General features: G+C 67.2%; 21 protein-coding genes and 2 pseudogenes. 13 read left to right on the plus strand and 10 right to left on the minus strand.

The genetic code is table 11. From position 1 onward, the window contains the following. Positions 1-16 precede the first annotated feature (16 nt). From ACFQDH_RS13605 to ACFQDH_RS13620, 4 genes are all read right to left on the minus strand, one after another. On the minus strand, positions 17-3,538 hold the full coding sequence (locus tag ACFQDH_RS13605) for an ATP-binding cassette domain-containing protein (protein WP_382402163.1): 3,522 nt from the start codon (positions 3,536-3,538) through the stop codon (positions 17-19). Between the two features lie 133 nt (positions 3,539-3,671). Further along, a complete protein-coding gene (locus ACFQDH_RS13610; protein ID WP_382402165.1) occupies positions 3,672-4,610 on the minus strand; it encodes a glycine betaine ABC transporter substrate-binding protein in 939 nt (312 codons plus the stop codon). 55 nt (positions 4,611-4,665) lie between these two features. Continuing rightward, positions 4,666-5,565, minus strand: a complete 900-nt coding sequence (locus ACFQDH_RS13615) for an ABC transporter permease (protein WP_382402167.1) — start codon at positions 5,563-5,565, stop codon at positions 4,666-4,668. Between the two features lie 79 nt (positions 5,566-5,644). Next, complete coding sequence (locus ACFQDH_RS13620) at positions 5,645-6,913, minus strand: quaternary amine ABC transporter ATP-binding protein (RefSeq protein ID WP_382402169.1); 1,269 nt, start codon at positions 6,911-6,913, stop codon at positions 5,645-5,647. A gap of 367 nt (positions 6,914-7,280) precedes the next feature. On the opposite strand from ACFQDH_RS13620, the gene ACFQDH_RS13625 reads away from it, so the two are divergent. Further along, on the plus strand, positions 7,281-8,456 hold the full coding sequence (locus ACFQDH_RS13625) for a serpin family protein (protein WP_382402171.1): 1,176 nt from the start codon (positions 7,281-7,283) through the stop codon (positions 8,454-8,456). Positions 8,457-8,585: 129 nt separating this feature from the next. Here ACFQDH_RS13625 and ACFQDH_RS13630 read toward each other — a convergent pair whose 3' ends face one another. Further along, complete coding sequence (locus ACFQDH_RS13630) at positions 8,586-9,662, minus strand: hypothetical protein (protein ID WP_382402173.1); 1,077 nt, start codon at positions 9,660-9,662, stop codon at positions 8,586-8,588. Between the two features lie 323 nt (positions 9,663-9,985). On the opposite strand from ACFQDH_RS13630, the pseudogene rpsP reads away from it, so the two are divergent. From rpsP to ACFQDH_RS13650, 5 genes and pseudogenes are all read left to right on the plus strand, one after another. Continuing rightward, positions 9,986-10,462 (plus strand): annotated as a pseudogene (gene rpsP, locus ACFQDH_RS13635) (30S ribosomal protein S16); the annotation flags it as partial. Positions 10,463-10,546: 84 nt separating this feature from the next. Further along, positions 10,547-10,699 carry a sunset domain-containing protein gene (locus ACFQDH_RS23925; RefSeq protein WP_465253894.1) on the plus strand — a complete coding sequence of 51 codons (153 nt, stop codon included), beginning with the start codon at positions 10,547-10,549 and terminating at the stop codon, positions 10,697-10,699. 4 nt (positions 10,700-10,703) lie between these two features. Continuing rightward, positions 10,704-10,940, plus strand: a complete 237-nt coding sequence (locus ACFQDH_RS13640; protein ID WP_382402177.1) for an RNA-binding protein — start codon at positions 10,704-10,706, stop codon at positions 10,938-10,940. A 276-nt stretch (positions 10,941-11,216) separates the two neighbouring features. Next, complete coding sequence (locus tag ACFQDH_RS13645) at positions 11,217-11,597, plus strand: DeoR/GlpR family DNA-binding transcription regulator (protein ID WP_382402179.1); 381 nt, start codon at positions 11,217-11,219, stop codon at positions 11,595-11,597. Beyond that, a complete protein-coding gene (locus tag ACFQDH_RS13650) occupies positions 11,594-12,007 on the plus strand; it encodes a DeoR/GlpR family DNA-binding transcription regulator (RefSeq protein ID WP_382402180.1) in 414 nt (137 codons plus the stop codon). The genes ACFQDH_RS13645 and ACFQDH_RS13650 overlap by 4 nt, the downstream gene beginning before the upstream one ends. 5 nt (positions 12,008-12,012) lie before the next feature. On the opposite strand, the gene ACFQDH_RS13655 is transcribed toward ACFQDH_RS13650, so the two are convergent. From ACFQDH_RS13655 to ACFQDH_RS13670, 4 genes are read right to left on the minus strand one after another with little or no spacing between them, the layout of a single operon-like run. Continuing rightward, positions 12,013-12,849, minus strand: a complete 837-nt coding sequence (locus tag ACFQDH_RS13655; protein ID WP_382402182.1) for a class II fructose-bisphosphate aldolase — start codon at positions 12,847-12,849, stop codon at positions 12,013-12,015. Next, positions 12,846-13,775 (minus strand): 1-phosphofructokinase family hexose kinase, encoded by a 930-nt coding sequence (locus ACFQDH_RS13660; protein WP_382402184.1) that lies wholly within the window; start codon positions 13,773-13,775, stop codon positions 12,846-12,848. Before ACFQDH_RS13660 ends, ACFQDH_RS13655 begins: the two co-directional genes overlap by 4 nt. Further along, a complete protein-coding gene (locus tag ACFQDH_RS13665; RefSeq protein ID WP_382402186.1) occupies positions 13,772-14,695 on the minus strand; it encodes an ROK family protein in 924 nt (307 codons plus the stop codon). The genes ACFQDH_RS13660 and ACFQDH_RS13665 overlap by 4 nt, the downstream gene beginning before the upstream one ends. Continuing rightward, positions 14,692-15,576, minus strand: a complete 885-nt coding sequence (locus ACFQDH_RS13670; RefSeq protein WP_382402188.1) for an SIS domain-containing protein — start codon at positions 15,574-15,576, stop codon at positions 14,692-14,694. The genes ACFQDH_RS13665 and ACFQDH_RS13670 overlap by 4 nt, the downstream gene beginning before the upstream one ends. A 267-nt stretch (positions 15,577-15,843) precedes the next feature. Here ACFQDH_RS13670 and nagA point away from each other — a divergent pair, with 267 nt between their 5' ends. The 5 genes and pseudogenes from nagA to ACFQDH_RS13695 all read left to right on the plus strand — a co-directional run bounded on the left by nagA (position 15,844) and on the right by ACFQDH_RS13695 (position 18,668). Continuing rightward, complete coding sequence (gene nagA / locus ACFQDH_RS13675) at positions 15,844-16,959, plus strand: N-acetylglucosamine-6-phosphate deacetylase (protein ID WP_382402190.1); 1,116 nt, start codon at positions 15,844-15,846, stop codon at positions 16,957-16,959. A gap of 5 nt (positions 16,960-16,964) precedes the next feature. Further along, positions 16,965-17,273, plus strand: coding sequence for a ribosome maturation factor RimM (locus tag ACFQDH_RS13680; RefSeq protein WP_382402192.1), 309 nt, complete (start codon positions 16,965-16,967; stop codon positions 17,271-17,273). Continuing rightward, a complete protein-coding gene (gene rimM / locus ACFQDH_RS13685; protein WP_382402194.1) occupies positions 17,189-17,479 on the plus strand; it encodes a ribosome maturation factor RimM in 291 nt (96 codons plus the stop codon). The genes ACFQDH_RS13680 and rimM overlap by 85 nt, the downstream gene beginning before the upstream one ends. Before the next feature lie 2 nt (positions 17,480-17,481). Next, a pseudogene (trmD, locus tag ACFQDH_RS13690) lies at positions 17,482-18,167 on the plus strand (tRNA (guanosine(37)-N1)-methyltransferase TrmD); the annotation flags it as partial. Positions 18,168-18,374: 207 nt separating this feature from the next. Continuing rightward, positions 18,375-18,668, plus strand: a complete 294-nt coding sequence (locus ACFQDH_RS13695; protein WP_382404862.1) for a GNAT family N-acetyltransferase — start codon at positions 18,375-18,377, stop codon at positions 18,666-18,668. On the opposite strand, the gene ACFQDH_RS13700 is transcribed toward ACFQDH_RS13695, so the two are convergent. Then, entirely contained in the window at positions 18,634-20,550 is a 1,917-nt protein-coding gene (locus ACFQDH_RS13700) for a DUF5107 domain-containing protein (protein ID WP_382402196.1), read from the minus strand. The two genes, ACFQDH_RS13695 and ACFQDH_RS13700, sit on opposite strands and share 35 nt — an antisense overlap. Before the next feature lie 209 nt (positions 20,551-20,759). Between ACFQDH_RS13700 and ngcE the strand changes: the two genes are divergently transcribed. Together ngcE and ACFQDH_RS13710 are read left to right on the plus strand one after the other, a co-directional pair. Further along, positions 20,760-22,181, plus strand: a complete 1,422-nt coding sequence (gene ngcE / locus ACFQDH_RS13705; RefSeq protein WP_382402198.1) for an N-acetylglucosamine/diacetylchitobiose ABC transporter substrate-binding protein — start codon at positions 20,760-20,762, stop codon at positions 22,179-22,181. Continuing rightward, a complete protein-coding gene (locus ACFQDH_RS13710) occupies positions 22,178-22,429 on the plus strand; it encodes a hypothetical protein (RefSeq protein WP_382402200.1) in 252 nt (83 codons plus the stop codon). The genes ngcE and ACFQDH_RS13710 overlap by 4 nt, the downstream gene beginning before the upstream one ends.

A 22,429-nucleotide genomic window follows, 5' to 3' on the forward strand; every position in this document is an offset into this window, starting at 1 on the left:
GCTGGGTCGGCGCGGGTCAGCCGGCGAGGTGATCCCAGCGGCCTCGCAGCTCGGTCCACGGCCCGATATCGGTGATCGCACCGTCCACGAGCACGACGACGCGGTCGGCCTGGGCGAGCGCGGCCCGCTTGGAGGTCGCACCGACCACCGTGGTGTGCCGCTCGCGCAACGCCGCCCACAACTCGATCTCGGTGCTGGCGTCCAGGGCACTGGACACGTCGTCGGCGAGCAGTAGCTCACTCTGCGTCGCCAGTGCGCGGGCCAGCGCCAAGCGCTGAACCTGTCCACCGGACAGTCGCACGCCACGGTGACCGATCACGGCGTCGGCGCCACCGGCGGCCTCTACGTCGGGTGCCAGCCGGGCGGTCGCAATCGGCTCGTCGAAGGGCCGGTCGTGTCCGAGCTGCACGTTGTCGGCGAAGGTGCCGGACAGCACGCGCGGCACCTGGGCGACGTGGGCAACCTGCGCGGGACGCAGGAACGCCTGCGCGTCGGCGACCTCTTCGTGGTTCCACTGCAGGGACCCGCTGTGCGACAGCAGGCCTGCCAGCGAGCCGAGCAGACTGGACTTGCCCGAGCCGATCTGACCTAAGAGCAGGACGAACTCGCCGCGCCGGACCGTCAGGTCCACGCCGCTGACGCCGATGGTGCCGTCGTCGTGTATGGCGGAGAAGTCGCGAACCGTCAACTCTCGCAACGGGTTTCGCTCGACTTTTGGGGGAGCGGGCGCAGTGCCCGCCAGCAGGTTGATGTCCGGGGAGAGGTCGACCAGGTCGACACCGCCCGCGAAGCGACTGGTGGCCTTCTGCCAGGCCCGCGCGCCCGGCGCCTCGGTCACGACGGAGCCGGCCACCCGGCCGAACCAGTCGAAGCCGCTGACGGCGTTGGCGACCAGGATTGCGGTGGCCAGGCCCCAGACGTTTTCGAGGTATGCCGCCCAGGCGACCACCACACCGACCTGCACCAGGATGATCGGCACTCCATCAAGCACGGCGCGGACGCGGTGCTCGGAGATGGCGGCGTCGACCCGGCCACCGTCGACCCGCTGCAGGTGACGGTGCACCTCCGGGGTGCGTGCCGCCAGTTTGACGGTGCGTGCCGACTCCAACGCGGAGACGAGGGCGCGGCCGAAGTTGGCCCGCGATGCGGAAGCCTTGGCGGCCGAACGTCCGGCGATCGGTCGTCCACCCGCGGACGCGACGGCTGCGCCGACCATCACGCCGAACAGGACCAACCCGGCCAGCACGGTGCCGCCGATGAAGGCCGTGACGACCGCGATCAGTAGGCCGTTGATGAAGTCGACCCAGCGGTCGGCATACATCGCGAACCGGTCGGAGTCCAGGGCACGACCCATGACCTCGCCGGGCGGAGTCTTGGCCAGCCGGTGCCCGCGGGTCTGTCCGATCAGCACCGCCATCCGGGTGCGTAGCAGCACCTCGATCCACCAGCGGGGGTAGCGCCGGATGGCCTCGGACAGCATCAGCGGACCGGCGAGCAGGCACAGGACCAGCGCGACTCCCAAGGTGGTCGGAGTGTGACCTTCCTTGAGATCTTCGACGGCAGTGCCCCAGACCAGGCCGGTGACCGCACCGAGAGAGCCCAGCAGCGCCGAGCCGAAAAACAGGCCGATCGCCACGGCACCCCACTTCGGGGTGATCCGCAGGGCGTGCGCGACGCCTCGTGCCAACGACGGCCCGTGGCCGGAGTCGGCCAGCTCCGGCGGGGGACCGGTGCGTCGACGGCCGCCAACCTGGTGCACGACGTCGTGCTCGGCCTGCTGCTCCTCGATCTCGTGCGCGGCAGAAGCCTCCAGCAAGGAGCGGAACGGGCCTTCGACGGTCGCGAGCTTCTGCCGAGGTCCGCTCTGCACGAGTCGGCCACGGTCGAGCACGGCGACCTGGTCAGCGCGAGCGATCGTGCTGAGGCGGTGCGCGACGAGCACGCCGGTCCGGCCCGCGAGCAGATGCTCGGCGGCGGACACGACCCGACGCTCGGTCAGCGGGTCCATCCGCGCCGTCGCTTCGTCGAGCACGACGACGCGCACGTCGCGCACGAGCAGTCGAGCGAAGGCGACCAACTGCTCCTCACCCGCGGACAACGACGTGCCGCTGGCGCCGAGCACTGTGTCCAGGCCATCGGGCAACCCGTCGACCCAGTCGGTCAGCCCCAGCCGGTCGACCGCGTCGACGATCGTGGCGCGCGGGATGTCCGCGAAGAGCGCGATGTTCTCGGCAAGTGTGCCAACCAGCAGCTCGGTGCGCTGGGTGACGACGCCGACCGCGGAACGCAGCTCTGCGAGGTCGAGGGTCGTCACGTCGGCACCGCCGAGGAAGACCATGCCGGGTGGCGGCTCGACCGCACGGGACAACAGGGAAGCCAGCGTCGACTTGCCCGATCCGGTGCGTCCCACGAGCGCGACCGTGTGGCCGGCGGGGACCTGCAGCGTCAGCTCGCGCAGCGCGAAAGTGCCCTCGTCATAACTGAATTCGAGGTCGTCCAGCCGTATGTCGAGGGGCGTCTCCGGCAGTGCTGCGCCATCCGTCGGCTCAGGCTCGACGGACAACATCTGCCGCAGTCGGATCAGCGCGCCGATGCCGGTTTGCAGGTCGGGCAGATGCCGGGCCGTCATGTCGATCTGACCGACGAAGGTGGTCGTGACGAGGAAGAGGGTCACGACGGCGGCGACCGACATGCCGCCGCTGGAGACGAGCGCGATGCCGACGAGACCGACCGCTGCCAGCAGACCGTGCAGCAGCACGCTCGCGCGCAGGGTGAGGAGCCACTCAAGCTCCAGCACGCTCTTGAAACGCTCGTGGATCGTGGCGGACAGGCGGGCCAGCCGGGCAACAGCGAAGGGCTGGCCGAGGCTGGTGCGCAGGTCGTCGGCGCCGGCGATGCCTTCTTCAAGGGCGGCCGCGTGGTCGGTCCAGGAGATCTCCTCCGCGACCTTCCGCCGGGCCAGCTCACCGAGCTTGGGCTTGATGACCAGAAAGGTCACGCTGGCGATAGCGGGGAAGAGGAGCCACGCCGGCCACCAGGTGAATCCGGCGATCAGCCACATCGGCACCAGCGCGACGAGCGTCTGTAACAGACGCCAGACCTGCTGGCGGAGCAGTGTGCCGACCTCGTGGGTGTCGTCGTCGACCCGGTCGAGCACTTCGCCCACCGCCTGCTCGGACAGAGCTGAAAGTGGTTGGTGCAGAGCGGCATCCAGCAGATCGCCACGCAGCGCGCCTTCGGCGCGGTCGATGATGGAGGCCCAGAAGAAGCGGCCGATGGTGTCGAGCACCGCGCCGCCGACAACGCAGCCCGCCAGCCACGTCACGAGCGTGCTCGTCGGGTGTGCGGCCAATCGACCGGCGACCACTGTGCCCATCGTCTGCGAGATCGTGCCCACAGCGAGCACCACCAGGGTGAACGTGGTGGGTAGGCCGGCGAGCCGCCGCCAGCCGAGCTGTCGACGGTGATCCTGCGGTGGAGTGGCCGACGGCTGGGTGACGGTGCCGTCGGCGGCACGAGAAGCGGTGGTGGTGGTCATCGTTGGTCAACGCTACGCGGACGCACCGACAAACGCATTCGCATTTTTCCCTGGCCGGGGCGGGTGTGACAAAGGGCACGAAACCGACCGCCATACAGTCGAATTCGTGCCCTTCGTCGGGTCGGCGAGCAGGTCAGCCCTTCAGGTCGGCCAGCGAATCGATCTTCATGTACTTCGGCACCGCGATGGTCAGCGGAGCGCTGTCGTACCACTTGGAGATCTTGGTCAGGTTGTCGCCGTACTTGTCCCAATAGGTCTTGTGGGTCGCGGGCAGCCAGGCGTCGAGGTAGAGGTCGATGTCACCCTTGTCCAGGCCGACGTAGACCGGGCCGGCGTCGGAGATCTGGGTGGTCTTGACGGAGTAGCCCTTGGCCTCGAGGATCTTCTGCCACAGGAGCGTCGTCGCGACGTCCTCGTCCCAGTTGATGTAGCCGATCTTGATCGACTTCTTGCCGGGCTTGGCGGTGACACCCTGCGACAGCTTGTCGACGAAGGCCTTGTTGTCCTTCATCCAGGCGTCGACTCCCGCCTCGGGCTTGCTCTTGTGCTTTTGGAAGACCTGCTCCTCCAGCGGCGCGAGGTCGGCGTCGGTCATGTGGAAGTTCTTGAGCATCGCGTCGACCTCGGGGAAGTCCGACGCGAAACTCTTGGTGCCCACCGCGTAGATGCCGTCCGGCTTGCCCATCGCGCCCTTGGGGTCCTTGAGGTCCTTGATCGGGAACGCGCTGTAGGCCCAGTGCGGACGCCACAGAGTGACGATGATCGGCTTCTTGTCATCGACCGCTTTCTTCAATGCGGCCAGCATCGTCGTCGTGGTGGAGGTCTGCAGCGTCCAGTCGGACAGGCCGTAGGCCTTCAGCATCCGCTGCGTCGCCATGGTCAAGCCGGCGCCGGGTTCGATGCCGATGATCTTGTGGCCGACCTTGTCACCCACGCCACTGCCGCCGGAGCCGCCGTTGGAGCCCGTTGAACCCCCGCCGCCGGACGAGGCCGCGGTGCCACAGGCGCTGAGCAGGCCACCGGCGCCCAGAGCGGCCAAGCCGCCGAGAACATTTCGTCGAGTGCTTTCCATCAGTTTCGTCTCTCCTCTATTAGTTCAAGTCCACTCGGTTTGGTCTGTGTGTCAGTCAGCCGACTGATGCGGTCGGCACTGCGGCCTTCGCGCGGCCGCGACCACGGAGCTTCTTCAGCTCGGCGACCAGGCCGAGCTCGCTCTTGCTGAGACCGTCGGTCACCCGGTCCAGGTAGATCGCCAGAATGACCACCGAGATACCCGCTTCGGCGCCGATGCCGACGTCAAGGCGGGACAGCGCGGCGAAGACGTTCGAGCCCAGGCCGGGCGCGCCGGTGACACCGGCGATGACGACCATCGACAGCGCCAGCATGATCACCTGGTTGATACCGGCCATGATGTTGGGCAGCGCCAACGGCAGCTGTATGCCGCGCAGGACCTCCCGCGGTGTGGCACCGAACGCCTGGCCGGCCTCGACCATCTCCTGGTCGACCTGCCGAATCCCGAGTTCGGTCAACCGAACTCCGGGCGGCATCGCGAAGATCACGGTGGCGATGACCGCGGTCGCGGCGCCGATGCCCATCAGGAACAACCCGGGCAGGATGTAGACGTAGGCAGGCAGCGTCTGCATGAAGTCCAGCACCGGCCGGATCGCGGTCGAGACCCGCTTGTTGCGCGCACTCAGGATGCCGAGCGGGACCGAGATCGCGATGGCGATGATGCTGCCCACCAGGATCTGCGACAAGGTGTTCAAAGCCGGTGCGAACTGGTCGAATCCGTCGATCAGCAGGAAGCCGATGACGGTTGCCACCGCCAGCTTCCAACCTCGGGCCAGCCAGGCGATGGCGGCGAAGATGATGATCAGCCCGACGATCGGCGTGTGCAACAAACCGTCGGCGATCCAGTTGACCGGGCTGTTCAGCACGCTGGCGAAGCCGTCGAAGAAGCCTCCCCAGTGGTTACCGAGCCAGTCGACGACGTCGTTGGCCCAGTCGCCCAGGTGAATCCGCGGCATAACCGTGCTCATAACGAGCCCCTCGTACCTCGGGTGTCGTTATGAGCCTGAGCCCTTGGTCGCTCGCTGCGCTCGCTCATCACTGAATACCTCCCGCGGTCGTCTTGGTCAAAAGGTCGGGCGTGCGGTCATCCGGTGGCGGGTCTTCGGTGTCGACGACACCGGTTTCGTGGCGATCCACCTGACCGAGTGCAGCCAGCAGCGTCACGCGCGGTATGACGCCGCGCAGCTTGTTCTCTGCGTCAACGACCGGCAACGGCAGTCGCACATTCGCGGCCGGTGTGAAGAGGTGCGCGGCCTGCTCGTCGACGGACACGGTCGTCTCGATCGGCTCGACGATGGACTCGATGGTCGGCAAATCCCGTTGTGCGGCAACGGTTTCCTCCATCACATAGCCCTGCAGGGTGCGGTCGCGTCCCACGACATACAGACCCGCCTGCTGGTGCTCGCGCATCAGCTTGTGCGCGGCCCTCGGGCCGTTCCCGAGACCCAGGGTGGCGACCGGCGGCTCCATGATCGAGCCGGCGGTGAGCACCCGGGTGCGGTCGACGTCGGCGATGAACTGCGCGACGTAGTCGTTGGCCGGGTCGGTGAGGATCTGCTCGGCGGTGCCGATCTGCACGATCCGGCCGTTGCGCATCATCGCGATGCGATCGCCGATGCGCATCGCCTCGTTGAGGTCGTGCGTGATGAAGACGATGGTCTTGCCGAGCTTCTGCTGCAGCTCGATCAGCTGGTCCTGCATGTCGCGGCGGATCAACGGGTCGAGTGCGCTGAACGCCTCGTCCATCAGCATGATGTCGGTCTCGGCGGCCAGCGCGCGAGCCAGGCCGACGCGCTGCTGCATCCCACCGGACAACTCGCTCGGCTTGTGATCGGCCCAGCCGTCCAAGCCGACCATGCCGAGCGCCTCGCGCGCCTTCTCGTTGCGCTCGCTCTCCTTCAGGCCCTTGATCTTCAGGCCGTATGCCGCGTTCTGCAGCACCGTCCGATGCGGGAAGAGCGCGAAGTGCTGGAAGACCATGCTGATGTGTTCGCTGCGGGTCTTGCGCAGCTGGGCACCGTTCATCGCGCTGATGTCCTCGCCGTGGATGAGGACCTTGCCCGAGGTTGTCGGGTGGAGTCCGTTGAGCATCCGGATCAGGGTGGACTTGCCCGATCCGGACAGGCCCATCACGACGAAGATCTCGCCTTCCTCGACCTCGAACGACGCGTCGATGACGGCAGGTGTCACGTCATACTTCTCGCGAATCTCGGTGGCATCAGCGCCTTCTTCGAGTCGCTTCACCACCTCGCTCGGTCGTCGACCGAAGACTTTGTACAGGTGTTGCGCCTGAAGCACCGACACGCCGATATTCCTCCTGCTGAGACAGCGGTATCCAGCCGGGGGACAACACGACCGGTCACCCCACCGGAACATAAATCGGACACATATCCAAATTCGGGAGACGATTGTTACCGGGCAGTTACGAAGGGAATCGGCTCGAAGCAACCTCCCGGCGCCTGTGTGCGTCTTCACTTGGGAACGGCTCGCACACGACTACTTAGGGGTACTGATGAATCGTCGGCAGGCTCTGCAATCACTCGCTCTGGTGTCTCTCGGGACGGCGCTCGCGGGATGTTCATCGAGCTCAGGGGCCGCGTCATCTCAATCCGGCAAATCGCCTGTGACCACTGGTGATTCGACGGACACTGTCACGCCCGGGAGCAATGGCGTGCTGGCCGTCAGTGCCGCCCGTATGACGCCCGGTCCGCACGCGCGGGCCGGCGCGGACCTGACCGGTTTCGGTGTGCAGCTGCTGCTCAAGACCGCCAAGATCGGGCCCACTGACAACGGCTCGATCAGCCCGTACTCGATCTACACGGCACTGGCCATGACCGATGCCGGCGCCCGCGGCGTCAGCCAGCAGCAACTCGACACGGTCCTCGGTGGAAACCAGCAGCGGCAGGCCGGCAACATCACCGCCATCGACGCGGCGGTGGCCAAGGCGGTCACAGACAGCGGGAAGGTCAAGGATTCCCCGGCGGTCGTGCAGGCCGCGAACTCGCTGTGGCCGGACAAGGAGCTGGCGGTGCGCAAGGACTACTTGCAGGAGCTGGCGACCGGGTATGGCGCGCAGCTGCACGTCGTGGACTACCAGCACGACGCGGCTGGCGCACTGAAGGAGATCAACGGCTGGGTCAGTGGTCGCACCCACGGACTGATCCCGGACCTGTTGTCCGCCAAGGACGTCACCCCGCGCAGCCGGTTGGAGCTGGTCAACGCCCTCTACCTGAAGGCGTCCTGGCAGGACGAGTTCGACGATCCGAGCAGCCCGCGTGCGTTCACCACCGCGTCCGGCAGCACCGTCAAGGTGCCTTACATGACGGCAAAGGCCTGGATGCCGGTCGCGGCCGGCGACAAGTGGCAGAGCGTGACGATCCCGTATGTCGGGGGAGGCCTGGCGATGACGGTGGTGCTGCCGGCGGCGGGCGCGTTCGGCGCCATACGCACGACGCTGGCGGATGTGTTGGCGAAGGCGGTGCAGGGCAAGGCCGATGGGAAGGTCACGCTGACCATGCCGCCGTTCTCGATCGACACGCGAAGCCAGCTGGTCCAGGCGCTCGAGGCGCTCGGCGTGCGCGAACTCTTCGGTGTGCGCGCCGACCTGTCCGGCATCGCCGGCCGGCCGGGCGACATCCGGGTCAGCTCAGTGACCCATCAGTCGATCGTCAAGGTCGACCAGCACGGGACCGAGGCCGCAGCGGCAACCGGCGTCGGCATGGAGGCCGGCGCTGCGCCGTCACAGCTGCCGAAGACGCTCGAGATCGACCGAGCCTTCTTCTTCGCGATCCACGACACCCAGACCGGAGCACCGCTCTTCCTCGGCCAGGTCGCCGACCCGTCCTAAGCAGGCACCTCCTTGACCGAGAGGAGCACCGATTGACCGAGAGGAGCACGGATTTCGGTCATTTCCGTACTCCTCTCGGTCCTTTACTACTCCTCTCGGTCCGGAAAACACCGGGGGCGGGGGCGCAGGTCAGAGGAAGACCGCGCGTGATTTTCGCGGTAGTGGGCCGTTGGGCACTGGCCAGCCGCCGTCGCGCACTGCGTGCACCCCGAGATCGCGCAACACCTGCGCGAACTTCGTCGAGTTCAGCGCTTCGCCCCAGTCCCAATGGCCGACCTTCCGCACGTCGGGGTGCCGGAGCAGCCGGTCGTCGCGGCGCTTGGCTCGCCACACGGCCTCTTCGGCTTCCCGACCGCTGAGCCCGTCGGCCACCCGAAATTTCACCCGGCCGTCGGCTTCTCCGACGATGCCGAGTTGGGGCCAGAAGAAGTCCACTCTGCCTATGAACCCGGTTGCGTCGTCGAAGATGACCTGCAACTCCGGCATCGGCAGTCCCAGCTGGAACATGCGGGTCCGGCTCAGCGATTCGAGCGGTGACTCGGACCGACCGTCAGCAAGACGCATCGCCAACTCCGCCATCTTGCATCCTCGCGATCCCTTCGGCAGTGCACGAGCCTGCGCGAGAAGCGATCCGGCGTCGGCAAGCTCCCGATGGAGCCCGGCGTCGGCAGTGGCCACGGCCGACTCGAGGCTCCGTTCACGAGCACTGTCGATGATCGTGCGATCAATGGTGGTGACCAGTAACTCGTCCACCTTCAGATAGGTCGGCACGATCGACGTCCGTCGCCTGCGCGCCTGAGGTGACCTCCCAGACCCGCCTGGCGGTTTCGCAAACTCGATGAGCTGCCGAACCGGACCGATGGACGGCAGATCCAGGACCGCCCTGGCGGTGCCGTGACTGAAGATCGGCGGCTTCTCCGCCGCATGGTGCATCGCGATGGCTAACAGGATGACGCGCTCCTGCTCGTCAAGGCCGGTCAGGTCGCCTGCCACGAACGCTGCTTGCCGCAGCCGGGTCCATGAGTTGGGGGCAGTGTCGCCATACGGCTCGAGATTTGTGATCAGTGCGAGCTTCTCGATGGAAGTGGGCGCGAAGAGTCCGCGAAGTCGTCGTACCTCCGCCGCCCGTCGTCTGACGTAGAAGGCCAGCTCATCGGGATCAAAATTCGGCTCGGCGCCCTGCGCCAGGTGTTGAAGCGCGTTCATGCCACGACAGCCTGACGCCATCGCGTTGATGCTCGCAGAAGTTGTCCACAGGCACTGATCGAGAGGAGTGCCGAACGATCGAGAGGAGTACGGAACCCGCTCGGTTCCGTACTCCTCTCAGTCAGTAGGTACTCCTCTCGGTGATGGGGCGGCCACCAATTGGGCGCCAGGCCCGCGCTCTGGCAGAATGACGCTCGTACTTGTGCGCCCGTCGGCCCTCTCACCTTCGGTGTCGCACGCCTACCCCCGAGCAACGGCTCCCCGGTGTGTCCCCACCCCGGTCTCGCCGCTGCTCATTCGACATGTTGAAGGAGACCACAACAGTGGCCGTCAAGATTCGTTTGAAGCGCTTCGGCGCCATCCGCAACGCTCAGTACCGCATCGTCGTCATGGACTCGCGCACCAAGCGCGACGGTCGGGCGATCGAGGAGATCGGTCTCTACCACCCCAAGGAAGAGCCGAGCTTCATCAAGGTGGAGTCCGAGCGTGCACAGTACTGGCTCGGCGTCGGCGCACAGCCGACCGAGCAGGTCACCGCGATCCTGAAGGTGACCGGAGACTGGCAGAAGTTCAAGGGTGAGCCGGGCGCCGAAGGCACCCAGCGGTTCGCCGAGCCGAAGACGCCCAAGAAGGACCTCTACGAGGCTGCCCTGGCTGCCGCGCAGAACGCCTCCGACGAGGGTGGCAAGGGGTCGGCGACGACCACTCGCAAGAAGGCTGAGCCGAAGGTCGAAGAGCCCAAGGCTGAAGCGGCCAAGGTCGAAGAGGTCAAGGCTGAAGAGCCCAAGGCTGACGAGGCCACCGCGCCGGCAGCGATCGCCGATGGCGGTTACGGCGCAGACTCCGCAGCACCGCTCGAAGACGGCGCCTCGCCGGACCCGAAGGTGTTCACGGTCAAGGGCAACAAGGACTCGATGAAGTTCCACACCACCGACTCCCGGTGGTACGAGTCCACCGTCGCCGAGGTGTGGTTCAAGACTCCCGAGGCCGCTGAGGCTGCCGGCTTCGCCGCGCCGGGTGCCAAGTCCGAGGACTGAGCCCGTGCTGGAGGAAGCTCTCGAGCACTTGGTCAAGGCCATCGTCGACAACGACGAGGACGTCACCGTGCGTCACTCGAACGGTCGACGTGGCGAGCTCCTGGAAGTCCGGGTACACCCGGACGACCTGGGTCGGGTGATCGGCCGTTCCGGTCGCACCGCCTCGGCCCTGCGTGAGGTCATCAAGGCGCTTTCCGGTGGCAAGAACATCCGAGTGGACATCGTCGATACCGACCGCTGACGAAGAACGCAGCGCAGGTTGGCACGATGCGAAGCGAGTGCCGGTCGCAGCGGAGTTCGAGGAAGCGGTCAGTCAGAACCGATAGGTAGAAGCACCACTCGTTCGAAGGGGTATGTCGTGAGCAGTGCTCACGGCATACCCCTTCGGCATACCTGGGAGCATCTTGGGTGAATGCGCGCAGCTGACTCGACAAGTGCAGAGTTTTGACGCAAACTTCGACTTCTAGAGCAATAATCGTCAAATAGCTTGTTCTGAGTCAACGTCGAGGAGTGAGTAGTGCGCAAGCACGAGCGGTTCAGCGCGATCTTGGAGCGCATTGCCGAGGACGGCACCATCGACGTGGAGCAGTTGGTCACCGATTTCGGTGTGTCTCCGGCGACGGCGCGGCGGGACCTGGACGACCTCGCCGACCAGCAGCTGGTATCCCGCACCCGTGGCGGTGCGGTGGCCGGTTCGGTGAGTTACGACCTGCCGCTGCGCTACAAGAACGCTCGGCAGTCGGACCAGAAGCGTCGGATCGCCGACTACGCGGCGAACCTGATCGAGCCACAGTCGGTGGTCGGCTTCAACGGGGGCACCACGACGACAGAGGTGGCGCGCAGCCTGTCGTCACGGGCGGACCTCGCCGAGGGGAGACGCGTGCACTGCACTCGGTGACGGTCGTGACCAACGCCCTCAACATCGCGAGCGATCTTGCGGTCCGGCGGCAGCTGAAGGTCGTCGTGATCGGTGGGGTCATCAGGCCGCAATCCTTTGAGCTGGTAGGCCATTTCGCCCGACCGGTGATCGAAGCCATGACCATCGACCTGCTCTTCATCGGTGTCGACGCGGTGTCTGCTCAGTATGGCGCTGCGACTCGTCACGACGACGAGGGCGAGATCAACCAGGAGATGGCCAACCGCTCGCAGCAGGTGGTGGTCGTGGCCGACAGCAGCAAGCTGGGCAAGCGTGCGTTCTGCACGATCTGCCCGCCCGGCCAGATCGACATGTTGCTGACCGACGACGGTGCTGACCCCGCGGTGGTGCAGGAGTTCGAAGCCGCCGGTATCGAGGTCGTGCAGGTCTGAAGCGCTCAGATCAACCGTAGGAGGCGCTCGACCTCTGCCGCCATGGCAGCGCGTCCGGCGCCCAGATAGGGCCGCGGGTCCACCTTTTCCGACCCGACCAGGGTCTCTCGCACCGCCGCGGTGAACGCGATGTTGAGCGCGGTGCCGACGTTGATCTTGACCATTCCGGCCGCGACTGCTGCCCGCAGTTGCTCGTCCGGGACACCCGAGGAGCCGTGCAGCACCAACGGCGTGCCGGTCGCGTCGCGCAATGCGCTGATCAGCTCGTGGTCGAGAGATGCCGACTTGTCGGTCATCGCGTGGCTGCTGCCCACGGCCACCGCGAGGGCGTCAACGCCGGTGGTGGCGACATACGCCTTTGCCTCGGTGGGGTCGGTCCGAACACCAGCAGCATGCGCGCTCGCCGGAGCGTCGGGTTTGCCTCCGACATAACCGAGTTCGGCCTCGACGAACAATCCGGCTTCGTGAGCGCGGCGGGTGACGTCCGCGGTTGCGGTGACGTTGTCGGCGTAGGGGAGTGCGCCGGCGTCGAACATCACCGAGCTCGCGCCGAGGTCTGCCGCCCGCAGGGCGAGATCGGCGTCCGTGATGTGGTCCAGGTGTATGGCGAGTGGCACGTCCGCAGCCCGAGCGACAGCGACCGTCGCGGCCATGATCGGCGCCGGGTCCTGGTGGAAGTTGATCGAATTGTGGCTCAGCTGCAGGATGCACGGACGTCCGGCGTCGGTCGCGCCAGCGGCGATGGCTTCGGCGTGCTCGAGCGTGACCACGTTGAAGGCGAAAACGCACGATCGCGAATCCCGTGCAGCGGCAACGAGATCGGCGGTGGTGGATATTGTCACTTGGGGATCTCCTCGATCGTGGTTCGGTTCTCGTGGTCGGTGGCGACCTGCAGGTCGAGCTCGCCGGCTGTCGGCATCGCGACAGCTGCGGCAGCCCACGCCGACGCGCGACGCAGCCGGGTCGGCCAATCGGCGCCTTCGGCGGTCGAAGCGGCGAGGCCAGCGGTGAACGCGTCTCCGGCGCCGGTCGGGTTGCCGTTGACGGTGCGCGCCGCTGTGCCGACGAATCGGCCGTCGCGGGTTCGTGCGGCTACGCCGGCGGCACCTCGGGTGATGACGACCTCGACGGCGCCGAGCACGTGCAACTCCTCCGCAGCTGCGAAAACGCCCTTGGTGGAGTCGGTTTCGATGCCTGTCGACGAAGCTGCCTCGTGCTCGTTGATCTTAACGATGTCGGGTCCGGCATGCAGCGCCTCGACCAACGACTCGCCTTCGCAGTCGAGGATCACGACGGCATCGTGTTGATGAGCGATGCCGATCAGCTCGGCATACGCACTGGAGCGCACGCCACCGGGCAGGCTGCCGGACAGCGTGACTATCTCAGCATCGTCCAGGAGACCAGCGAATACTGCTGTGAATGCTTCCCATTCGGAGTCGGTGACGATCGGTCCGGGTTCATTGAGGACGGTCGCTTCGTCCTCGGACGTGATGGTCACGGTCTGCCGGGTGGTTCCTGCGATCGGCGAGAACCGGTGCGCGATCCCGGCGGTGTCGAGGCCGACGATCAACTCATCCCCGATGCGTCCGCCGACGGTCCCGGTGACGAGAGCGGGGACGGCTTGCTGGGTCAGCACCGACGCGACGTTGACGCCCTTGCCGCCCGGCCGACGGCGAACCGTCCGGACACGGTGCGACGTGCCGGGCTGCAGCGCGGCGACGGAGTAGGTGACGTCGAGCGCGGGATTCAGGCAGGTCGCCACGATCACGGCGTTGCTCCAGCCGCCTCGCGGGCCAGGATGCCGGCGCCCAGCAAACCGGCGCGTCCGCCGAGCGGGGAAGCTACCAGCTCTGGCGCCTGCCGCCACGGCATACCGGATTCGAATGCGGCACGGGTCGGAACCAGGAGCGCGTCACCGGCCTGGGAGAGGCCACCCGCGAGTACGACGCGCGCCGGGTCGGTGATCAGCGCGCCGGCCACCAGGCCCCGCGCCAGGGTCTTGGTCACGACCTGCCAGACGGCGGCGGCGTCAGAGTCGTCGTCGAGGTGGGCGACGACTTCGGTCGCGTCAACGGTGCGGCCGGTGCGCTCGGCATACAAGCGCGCGACGCCGCGAGCCGAGGAAAACATCTCCAGGCAGCCGAATGCGCCACAACGGCAGCGGGTTTCGAGGTCACCTACCGGTATGTGCCCGATCTCCCCGGGTATGGCGGCGGCTCCTCGCACGACCTGGCCGCCGGAAACCACCACGGCCGCGATGCCGGTGCCCAGCACCACGATGAGGGCGTCCGAAACGCCCTGCGCCGCACCGACTCTCGCTTCGGCGAGGCCGGCCGCCTGCACGTCGTGACCGACTGCGGTCGGCAGGTTGGTCGCACCGCCGACGATGTCGCGCAACGGCGCGTCGTGCCAGCCGATGTTGCTCGCATAACGCGCGATGCCCGCCACGGTGTCTACGACGCCCGGCACCACCAGGCCTACGGCGTGCACCGGGGCACCGGCGGAGGCCGCAGCATCGCTGCGATCCGAGACGAGGTCTCGGATCGCAGCGATGACCGCATCCGGGCCATCGTCGAACGGAGTCGGAACGGCACGCCGCAAGGTCTCGCCGCCGGCCGCATCGAGCACGGCAGCCTTGATCGAAGTCCCGCCGACATCGACGGCGAGAACCAGATCGCGATCGGTCAAGACAACACCACGGAGCGGGTCAGCGCACGGGGCTCGTCAGGGTTCTTGCCGGAGGCCTCGGCCAGTGCGACGGCAACGCGCTGCGCCGTCGTCAGGGCCGCCATCGCGTCAGTGTCGGTCTGCACGAAGCGGGCTCCAGTTGCAGCGACCTGCTCGGCCAGTCCCTCGGGGGCATCGCCGAAAAGCCATACGACAGAACGCTCGTCGACGATGCTGATCGGCCCGTGACGGAACTCCATCGCCGGGTAGGACTCGGTCCAGGTTTGCGACGCCTCACGCAGTTTGAGCGCGGCCTCGTTGGCCAGGCCGACGGTCCAGCCGTCACCGAGGAAGCTGAACTGGGTGGCACGCACCAACTCGTCGGCGAGGGGAGCGGCCAGCTCTGCCTCTGCGTCCTTGATGGCCGCGGTCAGGTCCTCGCCGAGGGCTGCGCGCCACCAGGCGAGCACGCTCGTGGCGAACCGGGTCTGCACGACCGACTGCTCGTCGGCGAAGCCCAGCAGCACGTGGTGGGTCGCGAGGGGCACCACCGGGTGGCCGACCTCGGTGGTGACGACGGTCGAACGCTGGTCCGGCCCGAGCTTCTCCAGCAGGTCGATCACCTCGCTGGTGGTGCCGGAGCGGGTAATGGCGACGACGCGGTCGTACTTGCGGCCGACCGGAAACTGCGATGCGGCGAAGGCATCGGTCTCACCCTGCCCGGTCTCCTCGCGCAACACCGCGGCGGATTGGGCCATGAACCACGACGTGCCACAACCGACGATCGCAACGCGCTCGCCCGCGACGGGCATCGCCTCGGCGGACTCGGGCGTCGCCGCTACCTCGGCGGCGCGGCGCCATACCTCGGGCTGGCTGGTGATCTCGGCGGCAACGTGCGACACGGTCGAACTCCTTCATGGAAGTTTATTCTGGACAGGTACAGGAAGTTTGAGATGCGTTGGCGTTGCAGGGAGCTTGCGACTCGCAACGCCGACGCAGATCAAACCTCATGGTGCTGGATCGTCGATCGTGTCGACGGATGACGGTTTGTGCGCGATATCCGCAAGTTTAACGCACCTTCGGTCACAGCTTGCCGCACTTGGCGCAACTTGGGTCGACCCGGCACGCTGGCCGAATGCCACTGTCCCGCGTGGTGTTCGATGGACGGCATGAGCGACATAGTGCTGACCGACGCGCGGGTGCTGACGCCCGACGGGATCATCGACGGCGGGATCAGCATCTCGGACGGCCGGGTGGCCGCCGTGGGAGCGGATCTTGCCGGCGGCGAGTCGCTCGCCGGTGCGCTGGTGATTCCCGGCTTCGTCGACATACACGTCCACGGCGGCGGCGGTCACGACATGAGCGCCTCCGCTGCCGACATGGCCAGTGCGGTGCGGTTCCACCGCGGGCACGGGACGACGACTTCGCTGGTGTCGTTGGTGACCGCGCCGATCGATGCTTTGTGCGAGCAACTGAGCTGGGCGGCCGACCTGGCCGATGCCGGAGAGGTCGCCGGCGCTCACCTGGAGGGGCCGTTCCTCTCGCACGTGCGGTGCGGAGCGCAGAACCCCGACCACCTGCTCGAGCCCGATCTGGCTGCGTTCGCCCGCATGATCGAGGCCGCCCGGGGTCACCTGCGCGTCATCACCGTCGCACCGGAGCTGCCCGGAGCCCTCGACCTGATCGACGCCGCGGTGGACGCCGGGGTCGTCGCGGCCGTCGGTCACACCGACGCGTCATACGAGCAGGCGACCGCAGCCTTCGAGCACGGGGCGACCCTCGCGACGCACCTCTTCAACGGCATGCGCCCCATTCACCACCGTGAACCCGGCCCGGTGCTCGCGAGTCTCGACGCGGGGGTGCCGTGCGAAACCATCAATGACGGCATCCACCTGCACCCGGCGGTGTTGCGCGAGGTGCTGGCGCGCGGCAGCGACCGGCTCGTGCTCATCACCGACGCGATCGACGCCACCGGCGTCGGCGACGGCGAATACGTCCTCGGCGGCCAGCAGGTCTGGGTGCGTGACGGCGCGGCGCGGCTGGCGAACGGGTCTCTCGCCGGCAGTTCGCTGACGATGGACCGTGCCTTCGCGCGCGCTGTCCGCAACGGGGTCGACGTGCGACAGGCGTCGGCCGCCGCCTCGACGAATCCGGCACGCGTGATCGGAGTCGATGACCGCGGGCGGCTCGCGCCCGGCGCGCGGGCCGACCTCCTCGTCCTGGCCGACGACGACACTGTGCAACGGATCATGCGTGCGGGCGAGTGGGCGGACACCGCAGAATGACAGACATGAATGACGTTCTGATCGCGCGGATCGGTAAACCCCACGGACTCAAGGGAGAAGTCACCGTGCGGCTGCACACGGATGCACCCGACGAGCGTTTCGCCGTCGGGGCGACGTTCCAGACCGAGCCTGCGGCGAACGGCCCGTTGACATTGCGAACGCATCGTGTTCACAACGGCATTCACCTGCTCTCCTTCGATGAGGCCGCGGATCGTACGGCCGCCGAGGGTTGCGCGGCACCCAGCTGCTGGGTGCCGCACCGGACGGCGATGCCGGCGAGGACGCCTGGTATGCCGAGGACCTCATCGGGCTGACGGTTGTGGACCCGCAGGGCGCCGAGCTGGGCACCGTCGTGGAGCTGCACGACCGGCCGGTGCAGGACCTGCTGGAGGTGCGCCTCGTGGGTGGCCGGACCGGCTTTGTCCCGTTCGTCGAGCAGCTGGTCCCCGACGTCGACATCGATGCCGGGCGGATCGTCGTCGATGCCCCGCCCGGGCTGCTCGACCTGTCGGAGGCGTGAGGATGCGGATCGACGTTGTCACGATCTTCCCCGATTACCTTGCGCCACTTGATCTTTCGCTGATCGGCAAAGCCCGCCGGGACGGCCGGATCGACCTTCGGGTGCACGACCTGCGTGACTTCGCACACGACCGGCACCGCACCGTCGATGACACGCCGTATGGCGGTGGCGCCGGCATGGTCATGAAGCCCGAGCCCTGGGGGAGGCACTGAGCCAGGTCGCGCAAGAAGCCGCGGCGCGGCCGATCCTGATCATCCCCGGCCCCGGCGGCGAGCGCTTCGACCAGTCGATAGCGCGTGACCTCGCCGAGCGGGAGCACCTCGTCTTCGCGTGTGGGCGCTACGAGGGGATCGATGAGCGTGTCTACGAGCGCGCCGCAGCCGACTTCGACGTGCGGGTCCTGTCCCTCGGCGACTACGTCCTCAACGGTGGCGAAGTGGCGACCCTGGCCATGACCGAGGCGATCGCCCGCCTCATCCCTGGCGTGATCGGCAATGCGCAGTCGCTGGTCGAGGAGTCCCACGAGGACGGCCTGCTCGAGTACCCCGTTTACACCAAACCCGAGCACTGGCAGGAGCTTTCGGTGCCCGACGTGTTGCTCTCGGGTGACCACGGGCGGATCGCGTCCTGGCGCCACCAGCAGCGCCTGCAACGCACTGCTGCTCGCCGGCCGGACCTCTTGCCAGCCGCCGCTGCCGCAACCGCCGCTGACCTGCAGATCACCGTTGCCACTCCGGCGGACGCCGGCGAGTTGCTGACGCTGACGCACGCCTGCTGGCTGCGGGAAGGGATCGTCAACCAGTCGCTCAACATCCCGGCGCAGCACGAGACGCTCGCGTCCTTGACCCAATCGCTGCGCGACTGGACCACGTACGTCGCACGCGTCGACGGCCGGATGGTCGGCTCGGTCCGCGGCCGGGTCGACACCTCGACCGACCGTGCCGACACCGACTGGGACATCGGCCGGCTGATGGTCGCACCCGACCTGCGCGGACGTGGCTTCGGCCGGGCGCTGCTGGACTTCATCCAACACACGGCACCGGAGTCGGTCACGTCATACAGCCTGATGACCGGGGTCAACAGTGAGGACAACCAGCGGATGTACCGCAAGGCGGGCTTCCGGATCGTCGGTCGTGGCGACCCGGAAGGCACCGTCACGCTGGCGAAGCGTCGTCGCCCGTCATGCTGAAGTCGAGCTGAGCCGGCACCGGACGGTCCGGGCACACCTGACGCCACAGATCACCGATCGCACGATCGCCCTCCGCGAGGTCAGGCACCTCCAGATCGGCCAGCAATTCGGCGGCCTCAGTGTCCCGGCCGAGACGATGCAAGGCCTGCGCACGGAGCAGTCGGGTCCGACCGTGATCGCGTAGCGCAGCCGTGGCTGCGTCGATGACATCCAGCGCGTCGCGGGCGCGGTCGGCGTCCAACAGCAGCGACACGTGCTCGGTCAGCAAGCCGCGAGTGTGTGGATCCAGTTGGCGCGCCTGCGCATACAACGTGGCGGCGTCGTCCGCGTTGGTGCTCAGCACGGCCAGCCCGCGCAGTGCGACCGCGGTCTCGCGCTGGTCGAGGCTGGCGCGGTAGTGCTCGCGGGCCGTCGCAGCATCACCGGCCAGGTGGTCGAGAACGCCGAGTGCATAGGAGCGCCACCACCCGTGCGGCGAGCGCTCGATCACCCGTTGCCAGCGCGCCGAGATCAGCGGCAGCAGTGGCTCGTCGACCGGCTCGCCGGCCAGCAGCGCGGCCGCGAGCCGACTGTCGTCGTCGACCGCGGGGAAGGTGAGACCGTCGGGAGCCGGTTGCTCGCGCAAGGCCAATTCGACCTGACCCCAACCGGATCCGCTGTGCAGGGGCGCTTGCGGCGCCCGCACTGCGTAGTCAGCGAGCCAGCTCCGGTGCCACTCCTCGAGGTCGGCGATCGGCGCGACGGACTGCACCGCATCGGCCGCTGTCCGTGCCGCGGCGTCGAACTCGCCGGACACCGCGGCCGGATCCAACGATGCCGCGCCGAATGCCTCGGTCCACGACCGCTGCGACGATCCGTCGATGAGGTCGTGCTCCAACTGCGTCGCGCAGACCCCGGCCTGGATCTCGGCATACGCCTGGTCGTCGACCAGCCAATGTTGCCAGCGTCGCCCACCTGCGGCGTGGCCCCAGAGGAAGAGCTTGCGGCCGTGCAGTTCGTCGGTGGAGGTCTGGCAGAAGCCGGTGCCGTCGGACTCCACGGAGGTGATCGACCGTCCGCTCTGCCCCGCGACGTCGAAGAAGTAGTCGGCCGACGCCGAGGACGCGGCCGGGTAGCTGATGTCGGTCGCTCCCTCCGGTCGGGGAACCGATACCCGGTCAAGTGAGCCGGAGTAGCTGGTGCGCCACGCGTGTGTCGCCGGGGTGAGCACGCGCGTCGTGTCGGTCTCGGGGACCGCGATGTTGGTCCAGTAGTAGAGGGGTTTGTCCTCCGCGTCGGGGTTGATGACGCGGGTCGACACCAGCAGCCGGTCGCCCGCGAGCGTCAGGTCGAGGCTGAGGATCAGGTCGCGGGTGCGCTCCCACTCCCACAGCCGCAGCCCCTGACCGGTCGGCGAGTCCACGATCGCGGCGTGCATCGGCCGGCAGGTGGTGGTCGCGTGGCCCGTCGAGCCCAGATTCCACTCGATGCCGCCGGCGAACCAGGCGTCGGTCAGCGCGAAGCCGGCGAACCGGAGGCGCTCGGGCACCAGCAGCAACTCGCGATCGGCGCGCAGGTCGCGCAAGGACCACACGCGGCCGCCGAGCGTCGGCAGGACCGTCGCGCGCAGGATCCCGTTGTCGAGCGTGACGGCGGGCAGCCCCAGTGGCTGGTCGCCGCGGTCGTAGTCACTCTGCACGCCATACGGCAGGGGAGTGTGGAGCCGCCCGCGGGCGACACGCTCGCGCATCGCGTCGGGTGCATCGGCGGCGAGCGACGTGGTCGTCATCGCCCGGATCGGCCGGTATGCCGGGAGGGGACTGGTCGGGCCCAAAGTTGCGCCGGGTACGGCGAGCCTGGTGGCCCGCACTCGGGTGGTTGCGGCAGAGTCGGTGAAATGCATCAGACCTCACGTGGTCGCGGTGACGAAGTGGTGGTAAAACAGTCCGGCCCGGTGGGGTGCCGTTGCCGATCTGTGATCGTTTATGAGCCGAAACCGGCACATACTGGCAAAACTAATCATATTCTTGCGGGCGTACAGTCACCGGCTTCCCGGAAGTCGGACCCATCCCCGGCTGTGCCTTGGCTAGTTCAACTGGAGGTAACGCGGCCATGACTCACATCGACTCAACGGTCAAACGCCGGACAGTCATGCGCACTGCGCTGGCGGCCGGCCTCGCTCTGCCGGTCGGAGGCGCACTCGCGTCCTGCGCCGGTGGCGGCAGCAGTGGCACGAGCAGCAGCAAATCGTCGTCGACCGGCAAGACGTCCGCCGACAACCCGTTCGGTATGGCGGCCAAGAGCACGGTCGACGCCGTCATCTTCAACGGTGGCTACGGCACGGACTACGTGACGTTCGCCGGCAAGGTCGTCGAGAAGAAGCAGCCCGGCAGCAGCGTCAAGGTGTCGCCGTCGACCCAGATCGCGCAGCAGTTGCAGCCGCGCTTCGTCAGCGGCAACCCGCCGGACCTGATCGACGACTCCGGAGCGAACGCGATCGGTGTCAACACGATCGCTGGCAAGCTGGAGGATCTGTCCTCGGTGCTCGATGCCAACAACTACGAGGGCACCAAGATCTCCGACAACCTGTACCCCGGGGTGAAGGAAGCCGGTCTCGTTGGCGACAAGATGGTCGTTCTCAACTACGTGATGACCGTCTACGGCCTCTGGTACTCCGAGAGTCTCTTTGCAGCCAACGGCTGGACGGCACCGAAGACCTGGGACGACCTGATCGCCCTGGGTGCCAAGGCAAAGGCCAAGGGCAAGTACCTGTTCGTCTGGGGTAAGGAGGCTGCCAGCTACTACCAGCAGCTGCTGATGGACTCGGCGATCAAGGAGGGTGGCGACGAGGTCCGCCTCGCGCTGGAGAACCTCGAGCCGAAGGCCTGGTCCAACCCGACCATCCAGGCGGTGTTGGCCAAGCTGGAGGAGATCGTCAAGAAGGGCTACTTCAAGCCCGGCGGCGCCGGCACCCAGTTCACTCAGGCACAGGCGCAGTGGAGCAAGGACCAGTCGGGCATCATGTACGCCTCCGGTTCTTGGATCGAAAACGAAATGAAGTCGCAGACCAAGGCCGGCTTCAAGATGACCGGGATTCCGGAGCCGATTCTGACGTCGTCCAGCAAGATGCCGTACGCCGCGCTGAACGCCGCACCGGGTGAGCAGTTCGTCGTTCCGAGTCAGGCGAAGAACGTGGCCGGAGGCAAGGAGTTGCTGCGCGCGATGCTCTCCAAGGAGGCCGCGACCAACTTCGCCAAGACGAAGCTGGCGCCGACCATCGTCAAGGGCACCGTGCCCGCCGGCGGCTTCGGGTCGACCGCGCTCCAGTCGCAGATCAAGATGCTCGATGCCGCTGGCAGCCACATCTTCAACGTGCGGTTCGTCAGCCTCTACGGCACCGTGCAGGACCAGCTGGTTCCGTGGAACAGCTTCCTGTCCGGCCAGCTGGACGCTGCCGGCCTGACCAAGGCGCTGCAGGGCATCAGCGACAAGGTTCGCAACGACTCCTCGGTCAAGAAGGTCAAGATCCAGTGACCGGAGTCCCGGTCGCTGCGCCTGCCACCACCCCCAAGCGGGGTGGTGGCAGGCGCAGCCCGTCGCGCATCGGCTTCCTGCTGGTCACCATCGGCCTGCCGATGGTCGTCTACCTGGCCCTGGTCATCTGGCCGTTCCTGCAGGCGATCTACTACTCGCTGACCGACTGGGGTGGCTTCACCGCCTCGATGAACTTCATCGGGCTGGACAACTATTCCTACATCTTCACCGACGGGATCTTCCCCTAG

This window comes from Flexivirga alba, assembly GCF_042661025.1.
GTDB classification, from domain to species: Bacteria; Actinomycetota; Actinomycetes; order Actinomycetales; family Dermatophilaceae; genus Flexivirga; species Flexivirga alba.